Raw genomic sequence first — 24894 nt, forward strand, 5'->3', positions numbered from 1 at the left:
GGGCGGAAGGGCTTCGATTGACTGCGGGACGGGGAGCGCGGGCTCTCCAGGCAGCAGGGGGCATCCCGTCCGGGAACCCCCAGCAGCCTTCCGGCCCCATAGGCACTCGCTGCCTTCGGGGTGAGCGCTTGTTGTGGGAAGGGCGGCGGGGGCGGTCCTCGACTGCGGGACGGGGAGCGCGGGCTCTCCAGGCAGCAGGGGGCATCCCGTTCGGGAACCCCCAGCAGCCTTCCGGCCCCACCGGCGCTCGCTGACCCCGGGTTGAGCGCTTGTTGTGGGTGGGGCGTGCGCCGTGATGTCGTTCGGTCAGTCTTCGATGACGCGGAAGAAATGCGTGCCGTCGCGGTCCAGTTGCGCGAGGAGACCGTACTCCCAGTCGAGGTAGGCCTGCATCGCGTCGCGCGGATGGTGGGTGCCCTCGTAAGGGCGGCGGTAACGGTCGTCGCGCGGGAAGGCCAGGCGCGGGTTGGCGGATTCGATCGGCAGGCCCGCGTCGTACCAGGCCGTCGTGCCACCCTCCAGCACCAGCAGCTCGCGACCCTCGGCCGCCAGTTCCGCGGCGAGGTCGGCAGCGACGAAGCGCGGCAGCACGCCCAGGTTGCCCGTCAGCACGACGCGGCGCGCCGCGGGAATGACGGTGCGCAGCGCCTCGGCCAGCCGCGCCCGCGGGCTCCACCAGGCGCCGGGGATGTGCCGGACGATGTAGGTGATGCTCGGCGCGACGTCGATGACCACCGTGTCCGGCTGTTCGCGGTCGGCGTCCTCGTCGCGCCAACGGGCCAGCTCGGCCGGCGTCACCGTGGCCACGGTCGGGGAGAGCGGCTGCGGCGGCAGGTCCGGGCCGGTCTCGGTGTGCGCCGCGGGATCCGGCGGCAGCACCGCCACCTCCCAGCCCATCTGCGCCAGCCAGGCCGCCGCCATCGAGGCACGGATGCCGTCGTCGTCGCTCAACACGATGCGCGCGCCGCGCACCGGCACGTGGTGGTCGGTCTCCTGGATCAACTGGCCGCCCGGCGCGTGCCGGAAGCCCGGACGGTGGCCGCGTGCGTATTCGTCGGCGCCGCGGACATCGAAGCGGTAGGTGGAGCGGCGCGGATCGGCCAGCCAGTCGGCGAGCACGCGCGCATCGATGCGCTGCGCGTGCGCGCGGCGGGCCAGTGCCGTGGCGCCCTCGCGCGCCGCGTCCAGGTCGCCGAGCGGCACGTCCTCGTGCGAGCGCCCCTGGCCCTGCGCGAGCGCCAGGCCCGCGAGCGTCCAGCCGATCGTGCCGTTGCGCAGCGCGACGACAGGATTGGGCACGCCGGCGTCGATCAGCGACTGCGCGCCGATCAGGCTGCGGGTGCGGCCGGCGCAGTGGACGACGATGAGGGTCGTCGGGTCCGGCGCGAGGTCGCGGGCGCGTCGCACCAGTTCGCCGCCAGGCACGCTGATCGAGCCGGGCAGGCTCATGCTGCGGTATTCGTCGAAGCGCCGGGCATCGAGCAGGACGAGCCGGTCGCCGCGCGCGAGGCGACGCTGGAGTTCGTCGGCCGGGATCGAGGGGGTGTGGCGCCGGGCCTCGACCAGCTCGCCGAAGGCCTTGCTCGGCACGTTGACGTCGCGGAACAGCTCGAGACCGGCTTCGCGCCAGGCGCCCAGGCCACCGGCGAGCAGCGCGACGTCGGTGTAGCCCAGCGCCTGCAGCTTGCGCGCCGACGCGGCCGCCACGCCTTCCCCGTCGTCATAGACGACGATGGGCACACCGCGCCGCGGCAGGCGCCCCCAGGCGTCGAGCTCCAGCCGCGAGGCGGCGAGGTTGGCGGCCCACAGCGGATGGGCCTCGGCATAGGCCGCTTCCTCGCGCACGTCGAGCAGCGCGATCTCCACCCGCGCGAGCAGCGCGGCGCGGACGTCGGCGACCGTGCGAGTCGGCAGCGGCGCCGGATGGCGGGGCGCCTGAGGCGGGTGCAGGACCGGCGCGGCCGCGGATGCGGGCGACGAGGCGGCCGAAGCGGCCGGAGCGGTTGTGGCGTTGGACGCGGTCGTGGCGATCGTGTCGGTGGGATGCAGGACGGTCATGGCGGCGGGCTCCTGGCGGTCGGGCGGTCGGGCGGGCCGGTCAGGCGGGGCGCCAGACCGGCGATTCCTGGATGGCGACGCGCCGAGGCAGGATCTGCGCGCCGCTGAAGGCGTCGGCGATGCGCTGCTGCTCCGACAGCGACTCGGCGTCGATCGGACGCACCGCATAACTGCGGCGCTCATTGGCGGCGGCGACGATGGCGGGGTCCAGGCCAAGCGCAGGCGCGTGCCAATCGGCCGCGGCGGCGGGGTTCTTCTTGACCCATTCTCCAGCGCGCTGGAGTTCCTCGTAGACGCGCTGCAGCACCTCCGGGTGCCGCTGCGCGAAGGGCGTCGCCGCGAGATAGAAGCGCCGGTAGGCCGCGATGCGGGTGCCGTCGACCAGGATGCGAGCGCCCGATTGGCGTTGCACCGCCGCCAGGAAGGGATCCCACACGACCCAGGCGGCGATGGCGCCGTTCTCGAAGGCGGAGCGGCCGTCGGCGGGTGTGAGGTAGGCGGGCTCGATGTCGCGGATCGACAGGCCGGCCTGGCTCAGCGCCTCGAGCAGCAGGTAATGCGCGCCGGCGCCCTTGGCGAAGCCCACCTTCCTGCCCTTGAGCTGGGCGACGCTGGTGATCGGCGAATCCTTGCGCACGACGATGGCCTGGGCGGTCGGCGAGGGCGTCTCGATGGCGTAGTAGGTGAGCTTGGCGCCAGCGGCCAGCGCGAACGGCGGCACGGCGTCGGCGACGTCCGCGCTGAGGTCCAGCGCGCCGATGTTGAGCGCCTCCAGCAGCGGCAGGCCGGAGGTGAATTCATGCCAGGAGACAGCGACCTGCCGCGGGGCGAGCGCCTGCTCGAGCACCCCGCGCGACTTGAGCAGCAGCGTCAGCGTGCTGGACTTCTGGTAGCCGATGCGCAGGGTCGCGGTTTCGGCCGCGCTGACGGGGGCGGCGGGCAGGGCGACCGCGCCGGTGAGCGCGGCGGCCTGCGCAAGCCAGCGGCGGCGGGTGGATCCGGAAACGGTCGGGGCGGGCGGGACGGTCATGGCGGCGGGCGCGTGGAGCGCAAGGCATCTGAGCGCCGCAGCCTAGGGATCCCGGCCAGGGATCGGAACGAAGCAAAGCGAGGATCGATAGACGCCGGCGTCTTGCCGGCAAGCCTTACCGACCCTTCAAGCCGTGGGCGGCAGGTCCCGCTGGGGCGGAGGCTCGGTCGACGGGCGCGGCGTCGACGGCTCCTCCAGGGCCCACGCCAGCAGGGCGGCGGTTTTCTCGTCGCCTAGGTCGATCAGCTGCAGGCGTGCGGCGCGGACAGTCTCGATTTGCGTGAGGGTCATGGGGGGCTCCCAGGTGTGGAGTCGCGAAGAGGGCAATTGCCGGTCCCGGGTAGGCCCGGCCGCTCACGATCCCGCCGCCGCCTGCTGTCTCAGCCAGACCATGGCCGCCTGCGTGCTGGTCGACGGCGCCCGCTCGCTGCTGACGGCCAGGTGATAGGTGTGACCATCGATCACCGGCCCGAACGGTTGCATCAGATGACCGGCGGCGAGCTCCTCGGCGACCAGCGCCTGGCTCACCAGCGCGATCCCGTGGCCGGCGACCGCCGCCTGGATCGCATGGCCTTCGTCCGAAAAACGCAGCTGCCCGGCCGGTGACCGGCCCGGGACGCCGGCCGCGGCGAACCAGCGCTCCCAGGTCGGGTTCTCCGGCTGCGGCCGTTTCCAATCGAAGCAGATCAGCGGCACGCGCGCCAGGTCCTCGATCGAGCTCACGCCGAGCCGCGGATTGGCGACGGGCGCGAAGTGGTCCGCAAACAGCGGCTCGGTGCTGAGACCGGGATAGGGGCCGCGACCGTAGCGGATCGCGATGTCGACCGCCGTCGAGCGCAGGTCGACCACCTCATCCGACGCCTGCAGCTGCAGGTCGATGCCGGGATGCCGCAGGCGGAAGTCGGACATGCGCGGGACCAGCCACTTCACCGTGAAGGCATTGGTCGCCGAGATCACCACCTGCGGCCGGCGGCGCGGCTGGGTCAGGCGTTCAAGCGCCGACTGGATCGCGTCGAAGCCGTCGCGCAGCACGGGATAGAGCTGGGCGCCGGCTTCGGTCAGGGTCACGCGGCGCACCTGGCGCTCGAAGAGCGCGACGCCGGATTGCTCCTCCAGTCCTCGGATCTGATGGCTGATCGCCGTCGGCGTCACGGCGAGTTCCTCGGCGGCGGCCTTGAAGCTGCCCAGGCGCGCGGCCGCCTCGAAGGCGCGCAGTGCGGACAGCGGAAGTGATCGACGATCCATCGGAGGGTGCTGATGAATGAGCTCTGCTCATCTTACGGCTGACAATTGAACCTTTGTCGCCCGCTAGGTGCTTCCCTATTGTTCACCCCGAGGCCGGCGCTTCGTCGGCCTCGATGAATGAAAGGAATGCAATCATGCTGGAACGCGTCATCACCCATCCCGATCCTTATGAGCCCTACCTGCTGTCGCAAGGCATCAAGGCGGGCGGGCTGCTCTTCATCTCCGGTCAGGCCGGCGCCGGGGAAGACGGCCGCATCGTGGCGGGCGGTTTTCTGGCCCAGGGGCGCCAGGCCTTCGCGAACCTGCGTCGGGCGCTGGAAGCCGGCGGCGCGGGGCTGAAGGACGTCATCAAGGTCACCATCTTCGTGACCGACATGGGCCATTTCGACGATGTGGTGGCCCTGCGGCGCGAGTTCTTCTCGATGCCGTACCCGGCGGACACCATCGCCGAGATCAAGGCGCTCTACGCGCCGGAGGCGATGATCGAGATCGAGGCGATCGCCGAAGTGCCCGGTGCGCAGGGGCGCTGACATGAAGGCGTCCAACCTGTTCGACCCCGTTGACCTGGGGCCGCTGCGGCTTGCGAATCGATGGGCCGTGGCGCCGATGACGCGCGTCAGCGCAACCGCCGACGGCCAGGCGACGCCGCGCATGGCGCGGTATTACGCCGACTTCGCGGCGGGCGGCTTTGGGCTGGTCATCACGGAAGGGGTCTATACCGACCGCGCGTACTCGCAGGGATATCTGTTCCAGCCGGGGCTGGCTGACGACGCACAGCGCGACGCCTGGCGACCGGTGGTGGAGAGCGTCCATGCCGCAGGCGGACGCATCGTGGCGCAACTGATGCACGCGGGTGCGATCTCCCAGGGCAACGCGCACCGGGCCGTGGCGAAGGGGCCTTCGGCGGTGCAGCCGGCGGGCGTCCAGATGTCTTTCTATAGAGGGGAGGGGCCGTATCGCATGCCCGAAGCCATGACGCTCGCGGAGATCACCGCGGCGATCGACGGGTTCGCCGCGGCGGCGGTGCGGGCCAGGGAGGCCGGCTTCGATGGGGTGGAGCTGCACGGCGCCAATGGGTATCTGTTGGACCAGTTCCTCACCGAGCACACCAATCGGCGCGAGGACGGCTATGGCGGCGCCTTGGTTCAGCGGCTGCGGCTGGGCGTCGAGGTGATCGCCGCCGTGCGGGAGGCGGTGGGCGCGGGGTTCCCGGTCGGCTATCGGGTGTCGCAGGGCAAGGTCAACGACTTCGGCCACAAGTGGCGCGGCGCGGAGGCCGACGCGGCGCAGGTGTTCCGGACCTTGTCGGCGGCGCCGATCGACTACCTGCACACGACCGAGTTCGAGGCCTGGCAGCCGGCCTTCGGAGAAGGTGCGAGCCTCGCGGCACTGGCGCGGCGGTACGGGTCGGTGCCGGTGATCGCCAATGGATCGCTGCATGATCCGGCCCGCGCCGCAGGGATGATGGCGCGCGGGGAGGCGGACCTCATCGCCCTGGGACGGGGCGCGCTGAGCCATGCCGACTGGCCGCGGCGGGTTCGGGACGGGCTGCCGCTGGAGGAGTTCGACCGGACGTTGCTTTCGCCGCTCGCCGATCTGGCGAACGCCGACCTCAGACGGGCCCGGACCGCACGGGCCTGAGATCGCTCGCAAGACCCCGCCTGCAGGAAGGGTTATTGGCGCTGTCATTGAGAATCCGGCGGCGCGGGATGCCAAGGCCCGCCCGGGCCGGCCGCCCGGCCGCTGGACATCTGGCCTCTAGCGCAAACCGCCGTTCCGCGCCTGGCCTGGAACGGCCCCCTCGACGCCAGTCGGGGGTAACCCGAGCAAGCTCCTTCTTAATTGAGTAAAATGCTCGGACATTGCAGGGGGAAACCCTGCTTCGTGAGTCGACCCGGCGTCAGCCGAGCCGCCGCCTCCATGTCCTGAAGCCCGACACGGGCGCCAAGGAGAAGTTCGATGCGTCTCACCACCAAAGGTCGTTTTGCCGTCACCGCGATGATCGATCTGGCCCTGCGCGAAAACAGCGGCCCCGTCGCGCTGGCGGCAATCAGCCAACGCCAGCAGATCTCGCTGTCCTACCTGGAGCAGCTGTTCGGCAAGCTCCGCCGCCATCAGCTCGTCGAGTCCACCCGCGGCCCCGGCGGCGGTTATTCGCTCGGCCGCCGTTCCGATGAGATCACCGTCGCCGACATCATCGTCGCCGTCGACGAGCCCATCGACGCCACCGGCTGCGGCGGCAAGGAAAACTGCATGGGCGACGACAACGGCCGCTGCATCACGCACGACCTCTGGACCGCGCTCAACAACAAGATGATCGAGTTCCTGGACTCCGTGACGCTGCGCAAGCTCGTCGACGACCAGCTCGCCAAGGGCGTCACCGTCGAGGAAGCGCCCGTCAAGCGCGCCATCTCCAGCACCCCCGTCGTCAAGCCCATCCGCATCACCGCGCCGAATTCCGTCTTCGCGCTCGGCAATGCAATGAGCAAGTGATCCCGGCCCTCCGCTCCGCTCCGGTCCGCGTCAACCCGATTCAGTAGTCGACAAGAAGAACGTTCCCATGGACATGACCCCGCACTTCCCCATCTACATGGACTACGGCGCCACCACGCCGGTGGACCCGCGCGTCGTCGACGCGATGATCCCGTGGCTGCGCGAGCATTTCGGCAATCCGGCGTCGCGCAGCCATGCCTGGGGGTGGGAAGCGGAAGAAGCCGTGGAGAAGGCCCGTGGCGAGGTCGCCAAGCTGATCAACGCCGATCCGCGCGAGATCGTCTGGACCTCCGGCGCGACCGAGTCCAACAACCTCGCCATCAAGGGCGCGGCCAACTTCTACCAGTCCCGCGGCAGGCACCTGATCACCGTCAAGACCGAGCACAAGGCCGTGCTCGACACGACGCGCGAACTGGAGCGCCAGGGCTTCGAGGTGACCTACCTCGACGTCAAGGAAGACGGCCTGATCGACTTCGACGTGCTCAAGGCGGCGATCCGCCCGGACACGATCCTGATCTCGGTGATGTTCGTGAACAACGAGATCGGCGTGATCCAGGACATCCCCGCCATCGGCGCGCTGTGCCGCGAGAAGGGCATCATCTTCCACGTCGACGCCGCGCAGGCCACCGGCAAGGTCGAGATCGACCTGGCGACGCTGCCCGTCGACCTGATGAGCCTGGCCTCGCACAAGAGCTACGGTCCCAAGGGCATCGGCGCGCTGTACGTGCGCCGCAAGCCGCGCGTGCGTCTGGAAGCGCAGATGCACGGCGGCGGCCACGAGCGTGGCTTGCGCTCGGGCACGCTCCCCACGCACCAGATCGTCGGCATGGGCGAGGCCTTCCGCATCGCCCGCGAGGAGATGGCCACCGAGCTGCCCCGCATCAAGGCGCTGCAGCAGCGCCTGCTGGATGGCCTGAAGGACATCGAGCAGGTCTTCATCAACGGCGACCTCGAGCGCCGCGTGCCCCACAACGTCAACGCCTCGTTCAACTACGTCGAGGGCGAGTCGCTGATCATGGGCATCAAGGGCATCGCCGTGTCCTCGGGCTCGGCCTGCACGTCCGCCAGCCTGGAGCCCAGCTACGTGCTGCGCGCGCTGGGCCGCAGCGACGAGCTGGCGCATTCCTCGCTGCGCATGACGATCGGCCGCTTCACGACCGAGGAAGAGATCGATTACGCCGTCTCGCTGCTGAAGGACCGCGTCGCCAAGCTGCGCGAGCTGTCCCCGCTGTGGGACATGTACAAGGAAGGCATCGATCTGAGCACCATCCAGTGGGCCGCTCATTGATCTGATCCGCAGGACACCCGAACAACGACGTTGGAGAACAGTCATGGCATACAGCGACAAGGTCATCGACCACTATGAGAACCCCCGCAACGTGGGCGGTTTCGACAAGGGCGACGAATCGGTGGGCACCGGCATGGTCGGCGCGCCGGCCTGCGGCGACGTGATGAAGCTGCAGATCAAGGTGAACCCGGCCACCGGCCTGATCGAGGACGCCAAGTTCAAGACCTACGGCTGCGGCTCCGCGATCGCGTCGAGCTCGCTGGTCACCGAGTGGGTCAAGGGCAAGACGCTGGACGAGGCGCTGTCCATCAAGAACAACCAGATCGCGGAAGAACTGGCGCTGCCGCCGGTGAAGATCCACTGCTCGATCCTGGCCGAGGACGCCATCAAGGCCGCCGTGGACGACTACCGCGCCAAGCACGGCCAGACCGCCGACGCCGCGACCGCCACCGCCTGAGGTCCGCGCGATGTCCGTCACCCTGACCGAAGCCGCCGCCCGGCACGTCACGCGCTACATCGCCAAGCGCGGGCGGGGCGTCGGCGTGCGCCTGGGCGTCAAGACCACCGGCTGCTCCGGCCTGGCCTACAAGCTGGAGTACGCCGATGAAGTGGCCCCCGAGGACGTCGTCTTCGAGGGCCATGGCGTCAAGGTGCTGATCGACCCGAAGAGCCTGCCCTACCTGGACGGCACCGAGCTGGACTTCGTCCGCGAGGGCCTGAACGAGGGCTTCAAGTTCCGCAACCCGCGTGAGAAGGACCGCTGCGGCTGCGGCGAATCCTTCCGCGTCTGACTGTCGGCCCCCGGACGGGCGTGTACGCCCGTCCCGCCCCCCGAGGGGGCAGCAAGACATCTTGGGGCGGCCCGGCGATGTCTTCCGCGCGCTGACGGTCACCGCTTCATCGGCGCGGCAGCTCGGCCGCGCTTTTTTCATTGACATCGTGAAACTCGACGACGACGACTTCACCCTGTTCGGCCTGCCGCAGCGCTTCGCGCAGGACGGCGCCGAGATCGCGCAGCGCTGGAAGGCGCTGGCGGCGAAGGTGCATCCGGACCGCTTCGCCGCCGACGGCGCCGCCTCGCAGCGCCTGGCGATGCAGTGGTCGCTGCGCGTCAACGAGGCGCATCAGCGCCTGCGCGATCCGCTCAAGCGCGCGTCCTATCTCTGCGAGCTGCGTGGCGCGCCGATCCAGGCCAACGAGAACACCCGCATGCCGGCCGCCTTCCTGATGGAACAGATGGAATGGCGCGAGTCGCTGGACGAGGCCAAGACGCCCGACGCGATCCTGGCCATCGACCAGCAGGTCGCCGGCCGCGAGCGCGCGCTGCTGGCCCAGGCCGGCCGCCAGCTCGACGACGAGGGCGACGCCGCGGCCGCCGCCGAATCGGTGCGCGCGCTGATGTTCCTGACGCGCTTCCGCGCCGACATCGACCAGCGCCTGGAGGCGCTCGAGCATTCCTGAGGCCCGCGCGCGCATCGCCGCCCGCCGCCTCGACTTCCGAAGAACAAGACACGACACCATGGCCCTGCTGCAAATCTCCGAACCCGGCGCGTCGCCCGATCCCCATCAGCGGCGCATCGCCGTGGGCATCGACCTGGGCACGACGCACTCGCTGGTGGCGGCGATGCGCCACGGCGTCGCCGAGTGCCTGCCCGACGATCAGGGCCGCGTGATCCTGCCGTCGGCGGTGCGCGTGATGCCCGAGGGCCGCCGCCAGTTCGGCTACGACGCGCTGGCCGCGCAGGCCGAGGACCCGGAGAACACCATCGTCTCGGTCAAGCGCTTCATGGGGCGCCGCGTCGAGGACATCGCCAACCGCGACAAGCTGCCGTATCGCTTCGAGGACACGCCGGGCATGCTGAGCCTGGCCACGCGCGAGGGCCTGAAGTCGCCGGTCGAAATCAGCGCCGAGATCCTGGCCACGCTGCGCCAGCGCGCCGAGGACACCTTCAACGACGACCTGTTCGGCGCCGTCATCACCGTGCCCGCCTACTTCGACGACGCGCAGCGCCAGGCCACGAAGGACGCGGCGCAGCTCGCGGGCCTGAACGTGCTGCGCCTGATCAACGAGCCCACCGCCGCCGCGATCGCCTACGGGCTGGACAACGGTAGCGAGGGGCTCTACGCCGTCTACGACCTGGGCGGCGGCACCTTCGACATCTCGCTGCTGCGCCTGACGAAAGGCGTGTTCGAGGTGGTGGCGACCGGCGGCGACGCGCAACTGGGCGGCGACGACTTCGACCGCCTGCTGGCGGACTGGGCGCTGGCGCAGGCCGGCCTGAGCGTCACCAGCGCCGCCGACAAGCGCCGCGTGCTGGTCGCCGCGCGCCAGGCCAAGGAGGCGCTGACCGATGCCGAACGCGTCACGCTGAGCGCCGCGCTCGATGCCGGCGCGCTGAGCGTCGAGGTGTCGCGCGCCCTGTTCGACGAACTGGCCCTGCCGCTGGTCAACAAGACGCTGCTGGCGGTGCGTCGCGTGCTGCGCGACGCCAAGGTCGGCGCCGACGAGGTGCAGGGCACGGTGATGGTCGGCGGCTCGACGCGCATGCCCATCGTGCGCCGCGTCGTGAGCGAGCTCTTCGGCCGCGAGGTGCTGACCAACCTGAATCCCGACGAGGTCGTCGCGCTCGGCGCGGCGGTCCAGGCCAATCAGCTCGCGGGCAACAGCGCCGACGGCGAGATCCTGCTGCTGGACGTGATCCCGCTGTCGCTGGGCCTGGAGACGATGGGCGGGCTGGTCGAGCGCATCATCGAGCGCAACGCCACCATCCCGGTCGCCAAGGCTCAGGACTTCACCACCTTCAAGGACGGCCAGACCGCGCTCGCCGTGCACGTGCTGCAGGGCGAGCGCGAACTGGTGAGCGAGTGCCGCTCGCTGGCGCGCTTCGAGCTGCGCGGCATCCCGCCGATGGCCGCGGGCGCCGCCCGCATCCGCGTGAGCTTCCAGGTCGATGCCGACGGTCTGCTGAGCGTGTCCGCTCGCGAGCTGGGCTCGGGCGTCGAGGCGGCGGTGCAGGTCAAGCCGAGCTACGGCCTGGCCGACGAGCAGATCGCCACGATGCTGCGCGAGGGCTTCGCCAGCGCCGAATCCGACATGGCCGCCCGCAAGCTGCGCGAGGCGCGCGTCGAGGCCGAGCGCATGATCCTCGCGACCCAGTCCGCGCTGCGTGCCGATGGCGACCTGCTCAGCGAGGCCGAGCGCGCCGAGATCGCCGCGCTGCAGTCGGACCTGCTCGCCAAGGCGCAGGTCGACGACGCGGCCGCGAACGCCGATGCCATCGATGCCGCCGTCCAGGCGCTGGCCAAGGGCACCGAGGCCTTCGCCGCCGCGCGCATGAACCGCGGCATCCAGCAGGCCCTGACCGGCCGCAGCATCGATCAGGTCTGAGCGCGAGCCGACACCGCCAGCTTCAAGGACATCCCATGCCCGTCATCAAGATCCTTCCCCATCCCGAATACGCGCCCGAGGGCAAGACCATCGAGGCGCCGTCCGGGACGACGATCTGCGAGGCGCTGCTCGACAACCACGTCGAGATCGAGCACGCCTGCGACCAGGTCTGCGCCTGCACCACCTGCCACGTGATCGTGCGCGAGGGCTTCGCCTCGCTGTCCGAGATGGAGGAGAACGAGGAGGACATGCTGGACCGCGCCTGGGGTCTGGAGCCCAACTCGCGCCTGTCCTGCCAGGCCATCCTGTCCAACACCGACGTGACGGTCGAGATCCCCAAGTACTCGATCAACCACGCCAAAGAGAACCATTGAGCGGCGGCTGAGTCCATGCGTGTCCTCGGCATCGAATCCTCCTGCGACGAAACCGGCGTGGCGCTGGTGGACGCCTCGGGCGACGGCGTGCCCGCGCTGCTGGCGCATGCGCTGCACAGCCAGATCTCGATGCACCAGGCCTATGGCGGCGTGGTGCCGGAGTTGGCCTCGCGCGACCACATCCGCCGCGTGCTGCCGCTGACCCGCGAGGTGCTGGCCAGCGCCGGCCTGTCGCTGGCGGACATCGACGTCGTCGCCTACACCCAGGGGCCCGGCCTGGCCGGCGCGCTGCTGGTGGGCGCGGGCGTGGCGGCCTCGCTGGGCGCCGCGCTCGATCGGCCGGTGATGGGCGTCCATCACCTCGAGGGCCACCTGCTGTCGCCGTTCCTGTCCGAGGATCCGCCGGAGTTCCCCTTCGTCGCGCTGCTCGTCTCGGGCGGCCACACGCAGCTGATGCGGGTCGACGACGTCGGCAGCTACGAGCTGCTCGGCGAAACCATCGACGACGCCGCGGGCGAGGCCTTCGACAAGTCGGCCAAGCTGCTCGGCCTGCCGTATCCCGGCGGCCCGCATCTGTCGAAGCTGGCGGAGCAGGGCGATCCCGAGGCCTTCGCGCTGCCGCGGCCGCTGCTGCACAGCGGCAAGCCCGATTTCAGCTTCGCGGGCCTCAAGACGGCGGTGCTGACGCAGGTGCGCAAGCTCGAGGCGCAGCCCGGCGGCATCACCGAGGCGCAGCGTGCCGACTTGGCCGCGTCGACGCAGGCCGCGATCGTCGAGGTGCTGGTGAAGAAGGCGCTGCTCGCGCTCAAGGACACCGGGCTGAAGCGGCTGGTCGTGGCCGGCGGTGTCGGCGCCAACAAGCGGCTGCGCGAGCAGTTGAACGCGGTCTGCGACAAGCGCCGCGTGCGCGTGCACTATCCCGAGTTGCACCTGTGCACCGACAACGGCGCGATGATCGCGCTCGCCGCCGCGCTGCGCCTGCAGCGCGATATGGCGGCGCTCACGCGCGGCGGCGGCTTCGAGGTCCGCCCGCGCTGGGACCTGTCGCAACTGAACGGCCCGGCCGCGCTGTGAGGCGCCTGGCGAGGCGGGCGGCGCTGTTGCTGGGCGCCGTGATGGCCGTTGGCATCGCGAGCGCCGCGGGAGCGACCCGCGTGACGACGGGGCCGAGCGCTTCGTCCTCGGTCTCGTCCCCGTCTCTATCTCCGTCTTCCGGGTCCGCTGGGTCTTCCGTGTCGTCGCTCCCGAAGGGCGAGCCGGCGGCGCCCATCCGGCTCGCGCTGATCGAGGGCCTGTCCGGTCCGCTGGGCAATGGCGGCGAAGCGGTGTTCCGCAACCTGGTCTGGGCCACCGAGCGTGTCAACGCGCGCGGCGGCGTGCGGCTGCCTGGCGGCGCTCGGCGACTGGAGCTGGTGCGATTCGACAGCAAGGGCTCGGTCGAGGAGTCGCTGTCCATGCTGCGCGCCGCGACCGACCAGGGCATCCCGGTCGTGCTGCAGGGCAACAGCTCGGCGGTCGCCGGTGCGCTGATCGCGGCGCTGGAGAAGCACAACGCGCGCGAGCCGACGCGCCGCGCGCTGTTCCTGAACTACGCCGCCGTCGATCCCGCGTTGACCGGCGCGCAGTGCAGCTTCTGGCATTTCCGCTTCGATGCCCACACCGACATGCGGCTGGCCGCGCTGGTCGAGGTGATCGCCCAGGACCCGGCGCTGAAGACGATCTACCTGATCAACCAGGACTACAGCTTCGGCCAGCATCTGCGCGAGCAGGCGAGGGCGATGCTCGCCAGACGCCGGCCCGACCTGCGCATCGTCGGCGACGAACTGCATCCGCTGGGCCGGGTGAAGGACTTCCTGCCCTACGCGACCAAGATCCGCGCCAGCGGCGCCCAGGCGGTGCTGACCGGCAACTGGGGCAACGATCTGACGCTGCTGATCAAGGCGGCCAAGGACATCGGCCTGACGGCGCGTTTCCACACCTTCTACGGCAATGCGCTGGGCGTGCCGGGCGTGCTCGGCGAGGCGGGCGTCGACCGGGTGCTGGCCGTGGCCGAGTGGCACCCCAACGTCGGCACTCCCGACGCGGAGCGCTTCTATGCCGCTTTCCGCCAGCGCTTCCCGAAGCCGGAGCACGATTACCTGCATGCCCGCATGCAGCTGATGGTGGAGATGCTGGTCGCCGCGATGGAGCGGGCCGGTACGACCTCGCCCCAGGCGGTGGCGACGGCGCTCGAGGGGCTGACGCTCGATGGCCGGCCGCTGGGCATCGCCCACGAAGGCGTGATGCGGGCAACCGATCATCAGCTCCAGCAGCCGCTGTACGTCAGCGTGATGCGCCGCGCCGGGGAGGCCGGCGTGCCGCACGACAACGAGGGATCGGGTTACGGCTTCCGCACCCTGCGCTATCTGGATGCGTCGCAGGCGGCGCAGCCTTCGACCTGCCGGATGCGCCGCCCGGACTGATCGCCGCCGCCGCGGTGGGGCGGGGCGGGGCGCCAGGGTCGGCGGCTCTGTGCGAGCGCCGCTTCGATGCCCGATTCGTATATACTGCGCGCTGTTTTGCCTGGCTCGCCCAGGGAAACTGCCAGCACGGCACGGGTCGGTTTCACCTGTGACCGCAAGTCAATCCTCGGAAACCGTCAGCGCACTCGCAGCCTTCATCGGCCATGCCCGGCGGACCTTCCGAACCATTCCGGAACAAGGAACGCATCATGTCCATCGCCGATCTGAACAAGGCCGACATCGTCAAGGCCAACGCCCGCAGCGCCAACGACACGGGCTCCCCCGAAGTCCAGGTCGCCCTGCTGACCGCTCGCATCAACGAGCTGACCCCCCACTTCAAGCTGCACGCCAAGGACCACCACGGCCGCCGCGGCCTGCTGAAGATGGTCAACCAGCGCAAGAGCCTGCTGGCCTACCTGAAGAACAAGGACGCTGACCGCTACACCGCCCTGATCCAGAAGCTGGGTCTGCGCAAGTAAGTCGCGCGTGCATGCAAAGAGCCTGATTGGTCCGATTCCAACAGGCTCTTTGTCGTTTCTGCGAGCCGCTGCCGGAGCGTTCCGGACGGCCCGCCGCCGGTCCAGTCGCCGGTCAGGCCGCCCGCCCGCAGGGCAGGCCGCCTGAGAAGACGATGGAGTCGGGCTGACGTGGCGCTGCTGTGTCATTCCAATGCGCTTGCCGGCAGGGGCCGGGCAAGCAGGCGCTCTGGAATGGCATCCCGCCAAACCCAGCTTCACTCCCGGTTCCGCGCCGCACCGCGAGCGGCGCATCCCTGAACTGAGGAGAACTCGAATGAGCATGTTCAACAAGGTCACCAAGACCTTCCAATGGGGCCAGCATCAAGTCGTGATGGAGACCGGCGAGATCGCCCGTCAATCCAGCGGCGCCGTCCTGGTGAACATCGAGGACACCGTGGTCCTGGCGACCGTCGTCGCCAAGTCGGCCCCCAAGGCCGGCCAGGACTTCTTCCCGCTGACCGTCGACTACATCGAGAAGACCTACGCCGCCGGCAAGATCCCCGGCAGCTTCTTCAAGCGTGAAGGCCGTCCGAGCGAGCTCGAAACCCTGACCTCGCGCCTGATCGACCGCCCGATCCGTCCGCTGTTCCCTGAAGGCTTCTTCAACGAAGTCCAGGTTGTCATCCACACCGTCTCGCTGAACCCGGAAGTCCAGGCCGACATCGCCGCGATGATCGCCACCAGCGCCGCGCTGGCGATCTCCGGCATCCCGTTCAACGGCCCGATCGGCGCCGCGCGCGTGGGCTATGTCAACGGCGAGTACGTGCTGAACCCGGGCAAGACCCAGCTGATCGACTCGAAGCTGGACCTGGTGGTCGCCGGCACCGAAGCGGCCGTGCTGATGGTCGAATCGGAAGCCGACCAGCTGAGCGAAGACATCATGCTGGGCGCCGTCACCTACGGCCACGACCAGGGCAAGATCGCGATCGCCGCGATCAACGAGCTGGTCCGCGAAGCCGGCAAGCCGTCCTGGAACTGGGTCGCCCCGGCCAAGGACGAGGGCTTCATCGCCAAGGTCACCGCGCTGGCCGAGGAAGAGCTGCGCGCCGCCTACCAGATCCGCTCCAAGCAGGCCCGCACCGAGGCCTGCCGCAGCGCCTACGCCAAGGTCAAGGACGCGCTGACCGCTGAAGGCGTCGCCTTCGACGGCGTGGAGGTCGACGGCCTGCTGTTCGAGATCGAAGCCCGCATCGTGCGCGGCCAGATCCTGGCCGGCGAGCCGCGCATCGACGGCCGCGACACCCGCACCGTCCGCGCCATCGAGATCCGCAACAGCGTGCTGCCGCGCGCCCACGGCTCGGCGCTGTTCACCCGCGGCGAGACGCAGGCGCTGGTCGCCGCGACGCTGGGCACCGACCGCGACGCGCAAGTCATCGACGCGCTGGCCGGCGAGTACTCCGAGCGCTTCATGCTGCACTACAACATGCCCCCGTTCGCCACCGGCGAAACGGGCCGCGTGGGCAGCCCCAAGCGCCGCGAGATCGGCCACGGCCGCCTGGCCAAGCGCGCGCTGGTCGCGGTGCTGCCGAGCAAGGAAGACTTCCCGTACTCGATCCGCGTGGTCTCGGAGATCACCGAGTCCAATGGTTCGTCGTCGATGGCCTCGGTCTGCGGCGGCTGCCTGTCGCTGCTGGACGCCGGCGTGCCGCTGAAGGCGCACGTCGCGGGCATCGCCATGGGTCTGATCAAGGACGGCAACCGCTTCGCCGTGCTGACCGACATCCTGGGTGATGAGGACCACCTGGGCGACATGGACTTCAAGGTGGCCGGCACGACCTCGGGCATCACCGCGCTGCAGATGGGCATCAAGATCCAGGGCATCACCAAGGAGATCATGCAGGTCGCCCTTGCGCAGGCCAAGGAAGCGCGTCTGCACATCCTGGAGAAGATGGTCGACGCGATGGGCTCGGCCAACGCCGAGATCTCGCAGTTCGCTCCGCGCCTGTACACGATGAAGATCAATCCGGAGAAGATCCGTGACGTGATCGGCAAGGGCGGCGCGACCATTCGCGCGCTGACCGAAGAGACCGGCACGCAGATCGACATCGCCGAGGACGGCACCATCACCATCGCCTCGACCGATGGCGACAAGGCCGAGCTGGCCAAGAAGCGCATCGAGCAGATCACCGCCGAAGCGGAGATCGGCAAGGTCTACGAAGGCCCGGTCACCAAGATCCTGGACTTCGGCGCGCTGATCAACATCCTGCCGGGCAAGGACGGTCTGCTGCACATCAGCCAGATCGCCCACCAGCGCGTGGAGAAGGTCACCGACTTCCTGAGCGAAGGCCAGATCGTCAAGGTCAAGGTCCTGGAGACCGACGAGAAGGGCCGCATCAAGCTGTCGATGAAGGCGCTGCTGGACCGCGACGCGGCGCCGGTCGCTCCGGCTCACGGCGAAGGCTCGGCCGAGTAATCGGCCCGGCTTCGACGCACCGCGACCCGACCTGCCATGAAGGCCATTGCCATCACACAGCCCGGCGGACCGGAGGTCCTGCAGCTGATCGAGCGCGCCGACCCCGTCGCCGGGGCTGGCGAGTGCCTGATCCGCGTGCAGGCCTATGGCATCAACCGTCCGGATGTGCTGCAGCGCAAGGGCGCGTATCCGCCGCCGGCGGGTGCCAGCGATCTGCCTGGCCTGGAGGTCGCGGGTGTTGTCGAAGCGGGGGATGCGCAGGCGCTGGCCGAAGCTGGCCTGAAGGTCGGCGACGCGGTCTGTGCGCTGGTCGCGGGCGGCGGCTATGCCGAGCTGTGCGTGGCGCCGGTGGTCCAGTGCCTGCCGGTCCCCAAGGGCTGGAGCATGGCCGAGGCCGCCAGCCTGCCGGAGACCTTCTTCACCGTCTGGAGCAATGTCTTCGAGCGCGCCCGCCTGCAGCCTGGCGAAAGCCTGCTGGTGCATGGTGGCAGTTCGGGCATCGGCGTCACCGCGATCCAGATCGCGAAGGCGCTGGGCTCGACGGTGCTGGTCACCGTCGGCACTGCGGACAAGGCCAAGGCCTGCCAGGCGCTTGGCGCCGACGTCGCGATCAACTATCGCGAGCAGGACTTCGTCGAGGCGGTGAAGGCGGCGACGGGCGGTCGTGGCGTCGACGTGATCCTGGACATGGTGGCCGGCAGCTATGTCGCGCGCAACGTGCAGTGCCTGGCGGATGACGGCCGTGCCGTGATCATCGCGGTGCAGGGCGGCGTGAAGGCGGAGTTCGACGCGGGCCAGGTCCTGCGTCGCCGTCTGACGATCACCGGCTCGACGCTGCGTCCGCGCCCGATCGCGTTCAAGGCCGGCATCGCCCGCGCGCTGCGCGAGCGGGTCTGGCCGCTGCTCGAGTGCCGTGCCATCGCGCCGGTGATCTTCAGGCAGCTGCCGGCGTCCGAGGCGGCCGCGGCGCACGCGCTGATGGAATCGGGCGAGCACGTCGGCAAGATCGTGCTGAGCTGGTGAGCGTCCAGCGCGCTCGCGGGATTTTTCGGTTTCAAGGGAGTTGATCTGATGCGCAAGAAACTGGTGGTCGGCAACTGGAAGATGCATGGCACCCGTGCGTCGAACGCCGTGCTGCTGGCGGGCCTCAAGGAAGCGGGTCCGTGGAGCGCCCAGGTGGCCGTGTGCGTGCCTTTCCCGTACATCACGGAGACGGCGCTGGCGCTGACCGGCACGCAGATGGCGTACGGCGCGCAGGACGTGTCCACGCACGAGCAGGGCGCCTACACCGGCGAGGTGTCCTCGGCCATGCTGGCCGACCTGGGTTGCCGTTTCGCGATCGTGGGGCACTCGGAGCGCCGCGCCTACCACGCGGAGAGCGACCAGCTGGTCGCCGACAAGGCCAAGGCGGCGCTGGCGCATGGCGTCACGCCCATCGTCTGCGTCGGCGAGACGCTGGCCGAGCGCGAGGGCGGCAAGACGGAAGAGGTCGTCAAGCGCCAGCTGGCGGCGGTGATCCACACGCTGACGCATTGCATCGGCGAGATCGTCGTGGCCTACGAGCCGGTGTGGGCGATCGGCACCGGCCTGACGGCTACGCCGGAGCAGGCCCAGCAGGTCCATGCGCTGCTGCGCCAGCAGTTGCGCGCGGCCACGCAGAAGGCTGATCAGATGCAGATCCTGTACGGCGGCAGCGTCAAGCCCGACAACGCCGTCCAACTGTTTGCGCAGCCCGACATCGATGGCGGCCTCATCGGAGGCGCCGCGCTGAAGGCGGCCGATTTCGCGGCGATCTGCCGCGCCGCCGGCTGAAGCCCGGCGTTCAAGGTTCCTGGAGAAAGAAGCAATGCAAGTGATGATGAACCTGGTGCTGGTGGTGCAGCTGATCGCGGCACTGGCGATGATCGGCCTGGTGCTGGTCCAGCACGGCAAGGGTGCCGACATGGGGGCCTCGTTCGGCAGCGGGGCCTCGGGCTCGCTGTTCGGTGCGACCGGCAGCGCCAACTTCCTGTCGCGCTCGACCGCGGTCGCGGCCACGATCTTCTTCGTGGCGACGCTGGCGCTGGCCTACATGGGCAGCCACCGCGAGGGCGGTATCGGTGCCGGCCCGACGGCGGGCGAGCAACTGCTGGAACGTGCCGCCACCCCGGCATCCCCGGCATCGGCCGCGGCGCTGCCCGGTGCGTCGATCGCTCCTCAGGCCGCGCCTTCGGCGGCGGCCTCGGGCGCCTCGAACTGACAGAGATGGGCGGCAAGCGCAAGCTCCTCGACAAAATTGCTTCGGTTTCTTTTTGTCGCTCAGAAAGCGCTATAGAATTCGAGGCTGTCTGAAACGCGAGCCGTCAAGACAAAGTCACTGAAGGGTGACAACCAGCCGACGTGGTGAAATTGGTAGACACGCTATCTTGAGGGGGTAGTGGCGAAAGCTGTGCGAGTTCGAGTCTCGCCGTCGGCACCAGATAAATCGGCCTGCCATGGTCTTCGTGATCTAGCCGGAAAGCCGGATCGAAGCAGATCAAGCAGGTTGAAGGATTCGGGGGAATCTCCACGCGACAGGCGTGTGCGAATTTCCGGAGTCCTAGGCGGGCGCGGTCCGTGAGCGATTGGATAATCGCTGGCGGCGCGCCCGTTGCTTTTGCCGAATCGTTGGTCGGCCCTGGCCCGCCAATCTTCGGTGACACGTTGGGAATTGGAATTGCCGCCCACTGCGGCAGTATCTCGATCCCGGCATCAAAACGAGAGCAAGCCGTGAGCCTGGAACAATACCTGCCCGTCATCCTTTTCATCCTGGTCGGTTGCGGAGTGGGTATCGCCCCGCAAGTCCTGGGGTTCCTGGCGGGCCCGCGTCGCCCTGACGCGGCAAAGAACAGCCCCTACGAATGCGGCTTCGAGGCCTTCGAGGACGCGCGCATGAAATTCGACGTGCGCTACTACCTTGTCGCCATCCTCTTCATCCTCTTCGACCTGGAAATCGCCTTCCTGTTCCCCTGGGCGGTCTCGCTGCGCGAGATCGGTCCGGAAGGCTTCTGGGCGATGATGATCTTCCTGGGCATCCTGGTCGTGGGCTTCGCCTACGAATGGAAGAAGGGCGCGCTCGACTGGGAGTGACGACCCGACCGCGGGCCCGCGGCGACGCGCCGGGCCCGTGAACGCATCAGGACACGGCGCCCGTTTCGGGCGCGTGTCCGTTAGGGAAGGGCAACGCGTCAACGCGGCGTCAAGGCGACGGTCGCGGGCTCGAGGATCCTTCTCCGCTGATCTCGAAAGATTGGAAATTCGATATGGGTAACGAAGGCGTATTGAAGGAAGGCTTCATGACCACCCAGCTGGACAAGCTGGTGAACTGGTCCAAGACCGGCTCGTTGTGGCCGATGACCTTCGGTCTCGCCTGCTGCGCGGTCGAGATGATGCACGCGGGCGCCGCGCGCTACGACATCGACCGCTTCGGCATGCTGTTCCGTCCGAGCCCGCGCCAGTCCGACCTGATGATCGTGGCCGGCACGCTGTGCAACAAGATGGCGCCCGCCCTGCGCAAGGTCTACGACCAGATGGCCGAGCCGCGCTGGGTGCTGTCGATGGGCAGCTGCGCCAACGGCGGCGGCTACTACCACTACAGCTATTCGGTGGTGCGGGGCTGTGACCGCATCGTCCCGGTCGACGTCTATGTCCCGGGCTGTCCGCCGACCGCCGAGGCGCTGCTCTACGGCATCCTGCAGCTGCAGGCCAAGATCCGTCGCGAGAACACCATCGCTCGCTGAGCGGAAGCAGGCTGACTCCCATGACCATGAAACTCGACACCCTGCAGGCGGCGCTGCAATCCGTGCTCGGCGAGCAGATCGTCGCGCTCAAGCGCGAGCTGGGCGAAATCACGATCACCGTCGCGGCCAAGGACTACTTCAATGTCGCCAAGCTGCTGCGCGATCACTCGGAGCTGCGCTTCGAGCAACTGATCGACCTGTGCGGCGTGGATTACTCGGCCTACAAGGACGGCGCCTACGACGGCGCGCGCTTCGCGGTGGTCTCGCACCTGCTGTCGATCAACAAGAACTGGCGCCTGCGCGTCAAGGTCTTCGCGCCTGACGACGACTTCCCGTCGGTGGCCGCGGTGACGCCGATCTGGAACGCCGCCAACTGGTTCGAACGCGAGGCCTTCGACCTGTACGGGATCATCTTCGAGGGCCACGAGGACCTGCGCCGCATCCTCACGGACTACGGTTTCATCGGCCACCCGATGCGCAAGGACTTCCCGGTGACGGGCCATGTCGAGATGCGCTACGACCCCGAGCAGAAGCGCGTGATCTACCAGCCGGTCACGATCGAGCCGCGCGAGATCACCCCGCGCGTGATCCGCGAAGACAACTACGGGGGCCTGTGAGCATGCCAGCCGAAATCAAGAACTACACCCTGAACTTCGGTCCCCAGCACCCGGCCGCGCACGGGGTGCTGCGCCTGGTGCTCGAGCTGGACGGCGAAGTGATCCAGCGCGCCGACCCGCACATCGGCCTGCTGCACCGCGCCACCGAGAAGCTGGCCGAGTCCAAGACCTTCATCCAGTCGCTGCCCTACATGGACCGCCTCGACTACGTGTCGATGATGGCCAACGAGCACGCGTACTGCCTGGCCATCGAGAAGATGCTGGGCCTGGAGGTCCCCGAGCGCGCGCAGTACATCCGCGTGATGTTCTCGGAGCTGACCCGCATCCTGAACCACCTGCTCTGGCTGGGCGCGCACGGCATCGACTGCGGCGCGATGAACATCCTCATCTACTGCTTCCGCGAGCGTGAGGACATCTTCGACATGTACGAGGCAGTGTCGGGCGCGCGCATGCACGCGGCCTACTTCCGTCCGGGTGGCGTGTACCGCGACCTGCCGGATTCGATGCCGCAGTACAAGGTCAGCAAGATCAAGAACCAGAAGGCGATCGACAAGCTCAACGAGAACCGTCAGGGCTCGCTGCTCGATTTCATCGAGGACTTCTGCAACCGCTTCCCGGCCAACGTCGACGACTACGAGACGCTGCTGACTGACAACCGCATCTGGAAGCAGCGCACGGTGGGCATCGGCGTCGTGTCGCCGGAGCGCGCGCTGAACCTGGGCCTGACCGGCCCGATGCTGCGCGGCTCGGGCATCGCCTGGGACACCCGCAAGACCCAGCCCTACGACGTGTACGGCCGCATGGACTTCGACATCCCGGTCGGCACCAACGGCGACACCTACGACCGCTACTGCGTGCGGGTCGAGGAGATGCGCCAGTCCAACCGTATCGTGCAGCAGTGCGTGAAGTGGCTCAAGGCCAATCCGGGTCCGGTCATCACCGACAACCACAAGGTGGCGCCGCCCAGCCGCGTGGCGATGAAGACCAGCATGGAAGAGCTGATCCACCACTTCAAGCTGTTCACCGAAGGCTTCCGCGTCCCCGAGGGCGAGGCCTACGCCTCGGTCGAGCATCCGAAGGGCGAGTTCGGCATCTACATCGTCAGCGACGGCGCCAACAAGCCGTACCGGCTGAAGATCCGCGCGCCGGGCTATTCGCACCTGGCCGCGCTGGACGAGATGGCCCGGGGCCACATGATTGCCGACGCCGTGGCCGTGATCGGCACGATGGACATCGTGTTCGGTGAAATTGACCGTTGAGTGGTGAAGCGATGAGCAGCACTGAATTTGTCTTGAGCGACGCGACCAAGTCGCGCTTCGCGCGCGAAGTCGCCAAGTACCCGGCGGAACAGGCGCAATCGGCGGTGATGGCCTGCCTGTCGATCGTCCAGCAGGAGCAGGGCTACGTGTCCCGCGAGGCCGAGGACGCGATCGCGGACTACCTGGGCATGCCGGCGATCGCCGTCTACGAGGTCACGACCTTCTACAACATGTACAACCAGCGCAAGCTGGGGGCGTTCAAGCTGAACGTCTGCACGAATCTTCCGTGCCAGCTGCGCGACGGCCAGAAGGCGCTGGACCACCTGTGCGCGAAGCTGGGCGTCGAGGCCGGCGGCACGACCGCCGACGGCGTCTTCACCGTGCAGCAGAGCGAGTGCCTGGGCGCCTGCGCCGACTCGCCGGTGATGCTGGTCAACGACCGCCAGATGCTGAGCTTCATGAGCGCCGAACGGCTGGACGAGCTGGTGGATGCGCTCAGAGCCCACCACGCGGCCAACAAGAACTGAGGGACCTGGACGATGACCAACATCGCGAACATCGACCTCTCGAAGTGGCAGGCCACCGGCAAGGAAACCTGCTTCCACGACCGCAACATCACCCCGCAGATCTACGCGGGCCTCGATGGCAAGAACTGGTCGCTGAAGGACTATGAAGCGCGCGGCGGCTACCAGGCGCTGCGCAAGATCCTGGCCCAGGGCGAAGGGCAGGGCCTGACCGCCGACCAGGTCATCGCCGAAGTGAAGGCCTCGGGCCTGCGCGGCCGCGGCGGCGCCGGCTTCCCGACCGGCCTGAAGTGGAGCTTCATGCCGCGCCAATTCCCGGGCGCGAAGTACCTCGTCTGCAACAGCGACGAAGGCGAGCCGGGCACCTGCAAGGACCGCGACATCCTCATGTACAACCCGCACATCGTCATCGAAGGGATGGCGATCGCGGCGTATGCCATGGGTATCAAGGTTGGCTACAACTACATCCACGGCGAGATCTTCGAGGTCTACGAGCGCTTCGAGGCGGCCCTGGAAGAGGCCCGCGCGGCCGGCCTGCTGGGCGACAACATCCTGGGCAGCAACTTCAGCTTCCAGCTGCACGCGCACCACGGCTTCGGCGCCTACATCTGCGGCGAGGAAACCGCGCTGCTGGAATCGCTGGAAGGCAAGAAGGGCCAGCCGCGCTTCAAGCCGCCGTTCCCGGCCTCGTTCGGCCTGTATGGCAAGCCCACGACGATCAACAACACCGAGACCTTCGCCGCGGTGCCCTGGATCATCCGCAACGGTGGGCAGGCCTATCTCGAAGTGGGCAAGCCCAACAACGGCGGCACCAAGATCTTCTCGATCTCGGGCGACGTCGAGCGTCCGGGCAACTACGAGATCCCGCTGGGCACCTCGTTCGAGAAGCTGCTCGAGCTCGCCGGCGGGATGCGTGGCGGCCGCAAGCTCAAGGCGGTGATCCCGGGCGGCTCGTCGGCCCCGGTGCTGCCGGCCGACATCATGATGCAGTGCACGATGGACTATGACTCCATCGCCAAGGCCGGCTCGATGCTGGGCTCGGGCGCCGTCATCGTGATGGACGAGACCCGCTGCATGGTCAACAGCCTGCTGCGCCTGTCCTACTTCTACGCGCACGAGTCCTGCGGCCAGTGCACCCCCTGCCGCGAAGGCACGGGCTGGATGCACCGCGTGATCGAGCGCATCGCCCACGGCAAGGGCCGCGTCGAGGACATCGACCTGCTGAACTCCGTGGCCGACAACATCCAGGGCCGCACCATCTGCGCGCTGGGCGATGCCGCCGCGATGCCGGTGCGCGCGATGCTCAAGCACTTCAAGGGCGAGTTCATCGCGATGATCGAACAGGCCCAGCAGAACAAGGCGCCCGCCGCGTCGTCCCCGTCCGCCACGGCGAAGTCGCCGGCGCACGCCTGATCGGAGCCGCTGAGA

26 protein-coding genes and 1 tRNA gene are annotated in these 24894 nt (G+C 68.7%); 23 read left to right on the top strand and 4 right to left on the bottom strand.

Annotated features, from left to right (window positions below; translation table 11 throughout):
* Positions 1-306 precede the first annotated feature (306 nt).
* From FHT38_RS08025 to FHT38_RS08040, 4 genes are all read right to left on the bottom strand, one after another.
* On the bottom strand, positions 307-2058 hold the full coding sequence (locus tag FHT38_RS08025) for a rhodanese-like domain-containing protein (protein ID WP_183491132.1): 1752 nt from the start codon (positions 2056-2058) through the stop codon (positions 307-309).
* A gap of 40 nt (positions 2059-2098) precedes the next feature.
* Positions 2099-3088 carry an aliphatic sulfonate ABC transporter substrate-binding protein gene (locus FHT38_RS08030; protein WP_183491134.1) on the bottom strand — a complete coding sequence of 330 codons (990 nt, stop codon included), beginning with the start codon at positions 3086-3088 and terminating at the stop codon, positions 2099-2101.
* A 126-nt stretch (positions 3089-3214) separates the two neighbouring features.
* Positions 3215-3379: a hypothetical protein gene (locus FHT38_RS08035; protein WP_175538223.1), complete on the bottom strand. Its 165-nt coding sequence runs from the start codon at positions 3377-3379 to the stop codon at positions 3215-3217.
* A 63-nt stretch (positions 3380-3442) separates the two neighbouring features.
* Positions 3443-4333: a LysR substrate-binding domain-containing protein gene (locus FHT38_RS08040; RefSeq protein WP_183491136.1), complete on the bottom strand. Its 891-nt coding sequence runs from the start codon at positions 4331-4333 to the stop codon at positions 3443-3445.
* A gap of 134 nt (positions 4334-4467) precedes the next feature.
* Between FHT38_RS08040 and FHT38_RS08045 the strand changes: the two genes are divergently transcribed.
* From FHT38_RS08045 to nuoF, 23 genes are all read left to right on the top strand, one after another.
* A complete protein-coding gene (locus FHT38_RS08045; RefSeq protein ID WP_183491138.1) occupies positions 4468-4863 on the top strand; it encodes a RidA family protein in 396 nt (131 codons plus the stop codon).
* Position 4864: 1 nt separating this feature from the next.
* Entirely contained in the window at positions 4865-5974 is a 1110-nt protein-coding gene (locus FHT38_RS08050; RefSeq protein WP_183491140.1) for an NADH:flavin oxidoreductase, read from the top strand.
* Positions 5975-6292: 318 nt separating this feature from the next.
* Entirely contained in the window at positions 6293-6826 is a 534-nt protein-coding gene (locus tag FHT38_RS08055; RefSeq protein WP_091724267.1) for a Fe-S cluster assembly transcription factor, read from the top strand.
* A gap of 67 nt (positions 6827-6893) precedes the next feature.
* A complete protein-coding gene (locus tag FHT38_RS08060; RefSeq protein WP_183491142.1) occupies positions 6894-8114 on the top strand; it encodes an IscS subfamily cysteine desulfurase in 1221 nt (406 codons plus the stop codon).
* A gap of 43 nt (positions 8115-8157) precedes the next feature.
* Entirely contained in the window at positions 8158-8571 is a 414-nt protein-coding gene (iscU, locus tag FHT38_RS08065) for a Fe-S cluster assembly scaffold IscU (RefSeq protein WP_091724269.1), read from the top strand.
* A gap of 10 nt (positions 8572-8581) precedes the next feature.
* On the top strand, positions 8582-8905 hold the full coding sequence (gene iscA / locus FHT38_RS08070; protein WP_091724270.1) for an iron-sulfur cluster assembly protein IscA: 324 nt from the start codon (positions 8582-8584) through the stop codon (positions 8903-8905).
* A 148-nt stretch (positions 8906-9053) separates the two neighbouring features.
* The gene (gene hscB / locus FHT38_RS08075; RefSeq protein ID WP_091725198.1) at positions 9054-9575 is read left to right on the top strand and encodes a Fe-S protein assembly co-chaperone HscB; all 522 of its coding nucleotides are present in this window, start codon (positions 9054-9056) and stop codon (positions 9573-9575) included.
* Positions 9576-9633: 58 nt separating this feature from the next.
* The gene (gene hscA / locus FHT38_RS08080) at positions 9634-11502 is read left to right on the top strand and encodes a Fe-S protein assembly chaperone HscA (RefSeq protein WP_183491144.1); all 1869 of its coding nucleotides are present in this window, start codon (positions 9634-9636) and stop codon (positions 11500-11502) included.
* 35 nt (positions 11503-11537) lie between these two features.
* Positions 11538-11876 (top strand): ISC system 2Fe-2S type ferredoxin, encoded by a 339-nt coding sequence (gene fdx, locus FHT38_RS08085; protein WP_091724272.1) that lies wholly within the window; start codon positions 11538-11540, stop codon positions 11874-11876.
* 15 nt (positions 11877-11891) lie between these two features.
* Positions 11892-12950, top strand: a complete 1059-nt coding sequence (gene tsaD / locus FHT38_RS08090) for a tRNA (adenosine(37)-N6)-threonylcarbamoyltransferase complex transferase subunit TsaD (protein WP_091724273.1) — start codon at positions 11892-11894, stop codon at positions 12948-12950.
* A 41-nt stretch (positions 12951-12991) separates the two neighbouring features.
* Positions 12992-14338: a branched-chain amino acid ABC transporter substrate-binding protein gene (locus FHT38_RS08095; protein WP_183491146.1), complete on the top strand. Its 1347-nt coding sequence runs from the start codon at positions 12992-12994 to the stop codon at positions 14336-14338.
* Between the two features lie 248 nt (positions 14339-14586).
* A complete protein-coding gene (rpsO, locus tag FHT38_RS08100) occupies positions 14587-14856 on the top strand; it encodes a 30S ribosomal protein S15 (RefSeq protein ID WP_091724274.1) in 270 nt (89 codons plus the stop codon).
* Between the two features lie 313 nt (positions 14857-15169).
* Positions 15170-17308 (top strand): polyribonucleotide nucleotidyltransferase, encoded by a 2139-nt coding sequence (pnp, locus tag FHT38_RS08105; RefSeq protein WP_183491147.1) that lies wholly within the window; start codon positions 15170-15172, stop codon positions 17306-17308.
* A gap of 36 nt (positions 17309-17344) precedes the next feature.
* Positions 17345-18331: an NAD(P)H-quinone oxidoreductase gene (locus FHT38_RS08110; RefSeq protein WP_183491149.1), complete on the top strand. Its 987-nt coding sequence runs from the start codon at positions 17345-17347 to the stop codon at positions 18329-18331.
* 48 nt (positions 18332-18379) lie between these two features.
* Positions 18380-19120 (top strand): triose-phosphate isomerase, encoded by a 741-nt coding sequence (gene tpiA, locus FHT38_RS08115; RefSeq protein WP_183491151.1) that lies wholly within the window; start codon positions 18380-18382, stop codon positions 19118-19120.
* 34 nt (positions 19121-19154) lie between these two features.
* The gene (gene secG / locus FHT38_RS08120) at positions 19155-19547 is read left to right on the top strand and encodes a preprotein translocase subunit SecG (RefSeq protein WP_091724278.1); all 393 of its coding nucleotides are present in this window, start codon (positions 19155-19157) and stop codon (positions 19545-19547) included.
* 134 nt (positions 19548-19681) lie between these two features.
* Positions 19682-19766: transfer RNA gene (locus tag FHT38_RS08125), tRNA-Leu, on the top strand.
* A gap of 290 nt (positions 19767-20056) precedes the next feature.
* Positions 20057-20416: an NADH-quinone oxidoreductase subunit A gene (locus tag FHT38_RS08130; protein WP_091724279.1), complete on the top strand. Its 360-nt coding sequence runs from the start codon at positions 20057-20059 to the stop codon at positions 20414-20416.
* A 173-nt stretch (positions 20417-20589) separates the two neighbouring features.
* Positions 20590-21066 carry an NADH-quinone oxidoreductase subunit B family protein gene (locus tag FHT38_RS08135; protein ID WP_067067101.1) on the top strand — a complete coding sequence of 159 codons (477 nt, stop codon included), beginning with the start codon at positions 20590-20592 and terminating at the stop codon, positions 21064-21066.
* A 20-nt stretch (positions 21067-21086) separates the two neighbouring features.
* Positions 21087-21683, top strand: coding sequence for an NADH-quinone oxidoreductase subunit C (locus tag FHT38_RS08140; protein ID WP_091724280.1), 597 nt, complete (start codon positions 21087-21089; stop codon positions 21681-21683).
* 2 nt (positions 21684-21685) lie between these two features.
* Positions 21686-22942 carry an NADH-quinone oxidoreductase subunit D gene (locus FHT38_RS08145; protein ID WP_091724281.1) on the top strand — a complete coding sequence of 419 codons (1257 nt, stop codon included), beginning with the start codon at positions 21686-21688 and terminating at the stop codon, positions 22940-22942.
* Positions 22943-22953: 11 nt separating this feature from the next.
* Positions 22954-23469 carry an NAD(P)H-dependent oxidoreductase subunit E gene (gene nuoE / locus FHT38_RS08150; protein ID WP_183491153.1) on the top strand — a complete coding sequence of 172 codons (516 nt, stop codon included), beginning with the start codon at positions 22954-22956 and terminating at the stop codon, positions 23467-23469.
* 12 nt (positions 23470-23481) lie between these two features.
* Positions 23482-24879: an NADH-quinone oxidoreductase subunit NuoF gene (gene nuoF / locus FHT38_RS08155; protein WP_183491155.1), complete on the top strand. Its 1398-nt coding sequence runs from the start codon at positions 23482-23484 to the stop codon at positions 24877-24879.
* Positions 24880-24894 lie beyond the last annotated feature (15 nt).

Source organism: Mitsuaria sp. BK041, from assembly GCF_014193085.1.
Lineage (GTDB): Bacteria > Pseudomonadota > Gammaproteobacteria > Burkholderiales > Burkholderiaceae_C > Roseateles.

What these genes read in the sequence shown, in the direction of transcription:
- FHT38_RS08030 (WP_183491134.1), bottom strand. Translation starts at nt 3,088, where the DNA reads ATGACCGTCCCGCCCGCCCCGACCGTTTCCGGATCCACCCGCCGCCGC.
- FHT38_RS08145 (WP_091724281.1), top strand. Translation starts at nt 21,686, where the DNA reads ATGCCAGCCGAAATCAAGAACTACACCCTGAACTTCGGTCCCCAGCAC.
- FHT38_RS08060 (WP_183491142.1), top strand. Translation starts at nt 6,894, where the DNA reads ATGGACATGACCCCGCACTTCCCCATCTACATGGACTACGGCGCCACC.
- FHT38_RS08135 (WP_067067101.1), top strand. Translation starts at nt 20,590, where the DNA reads ATGGGTAACGAAGGCGTATTGAAGGAAGGCTTCATGACCACCCAGCTG.
- nuoF (WP_183491155.1), top strand. Translation starts at nt 23,482, where the DNA reads ATGACCAACATCGCGAACATCGACCTCTCGAAGTGGCAGGCCACCGGC.
- tsaD (WP_091724273.1), top strand. Translation starts at nt 11,892, where the DNA reads ATGCGTGTCCTCGGCATCGAATCCTCCTGCGACGAAACCGGCGTGGCG.
- FHT38_RS08055 (WP_091724267.1), top strand. Translation starts at nt 6,293, where the DNA reads ATGCGTCTCACCACCAAAGGTCGTTTTGCCGTCACCGCGATGATCGAT.
- FHT38_RS08095 (WP_183491146.1), top strand. Translation starts at nt 12,992, where the DNA reads ATGGCCGTTGGCATCGCGAGCGCCGCGGGAGCGACCCGCGTGACGACG.
- FHT38_RS08050 (WP_183491140.1), top strand. Translation starts at nt 4,865, where the DNA reads ATGAAGGCGTCCAACCTGTTCGACCCCGTTGACCTGGGGCCGCTGCGG.
- hscA (WP_183491144.1), top strand. Translation starts at nt 9,634, where the DNA reads ATGGCCCTGCTGCAAATCTCCGAACCCGGCGCGTCGCCCGATCCCCAT.
- FHT38_RS08035 (WP_175538223.1), bottom strand. Translation starts at nt 3,379, where the DNA reads ATGACCCTCACGCAAATCGAGACTGTCCGCGCCGCACGCCTGCAGCTG.
- FHT38_RS08045 (WP_183491138.1), top strand. Translation starts at nt 4,468, where the DNA reads ATGCTGGAACGCGTCATCACCCATCCCGATCCTTATGAGCCCTACCTG.
- iscA (WP_091724270.1), top strand. Translation starts at nt 8,582, where the DNA reads ATGTCCGTCACCCTGACCGAAGCCGCCGCCCGGCACGTCACGCGCTAC.
- secG (WP_091724278.1), top strand. Translation starts at nt 19,155, where the DNA reads ATGCAAGTGATGATGAACCTGGTGCTGGTGGTGCAGCTGATCGCGGCA.
- FHT38_RS08110 (WP_183491149.1), top strand. Translation starts at nt 17,345, where the DNA reads ATGAAGGCCATTGCCATCACACAGCCCGGCGGACCGGAGGTCCTGCAG.
- FHT38_RS08025 (WP_183491132.1), bottom strand. Translation starts at nt 2,058, where the DNA reads ATGACCGTCCTGCATCCCACCGACACGATCGCCACGACCGCGTCCAAC.
- FHT38_RS08040 (WP_183491136.1), bottom strand. Translation starts at nt 4,333, where the DNA reads ATGGATCGTCGATCACTTCCGCTGTCCGCACTGCGCGCCTTCGAGGCG.
- rpsO (WP_091724274.1), top strand. Translation starts at nt 14,587, where the DNA reads ATGTCCATCGCCGATCTGAACAAGGCCGACATCGTCAAGGCCAACGCC.
- iscU (WP_091724269.1), top strand. Translation starts at nt 8,158, where the DNA reads ATGGCATACAGCGACAAGGTCATCGACCACTATGAGAACCCCCGCAAC.
- pnp (WP_183491147.1), top strand. Translation starts at nt 15,170, where the DNA reads ATGAGCATGTTCAACAAGGTCACCAAGACCTTCCAATGGGGCCAGCAT.
- FHT38_RS08140 (WP_091724280.1), top strand. Translation starts at nt 21,087, where the DNA reads ATGACCATGAAACTCGACACCCTGCAGGCGGCGCTGCAATCCGTGCTC.
- fdx (WP_091724272.1), top strand. Translation starts at nt 11,538, where the DNA reads ATGCCCGTCATCAAGATCCTTCCCCATCCCGAATACGCGCCCGAGGGC.
- tpiA (WP_183491151.1), top strand. Translation starts at nt 18,380, where the DNA reads ATGCGCAAGAAACTGGTGGTCGGCAACTGGAAGATGCATGGCACCCGT.
- nuoE (WP_183491153.1), top strand. Translation starts at nt 22,954, where the DNA reads ATGAGCAGCACTGAATTTGTCTTGAGCGACGCGACCAAGTCGCGCTTC.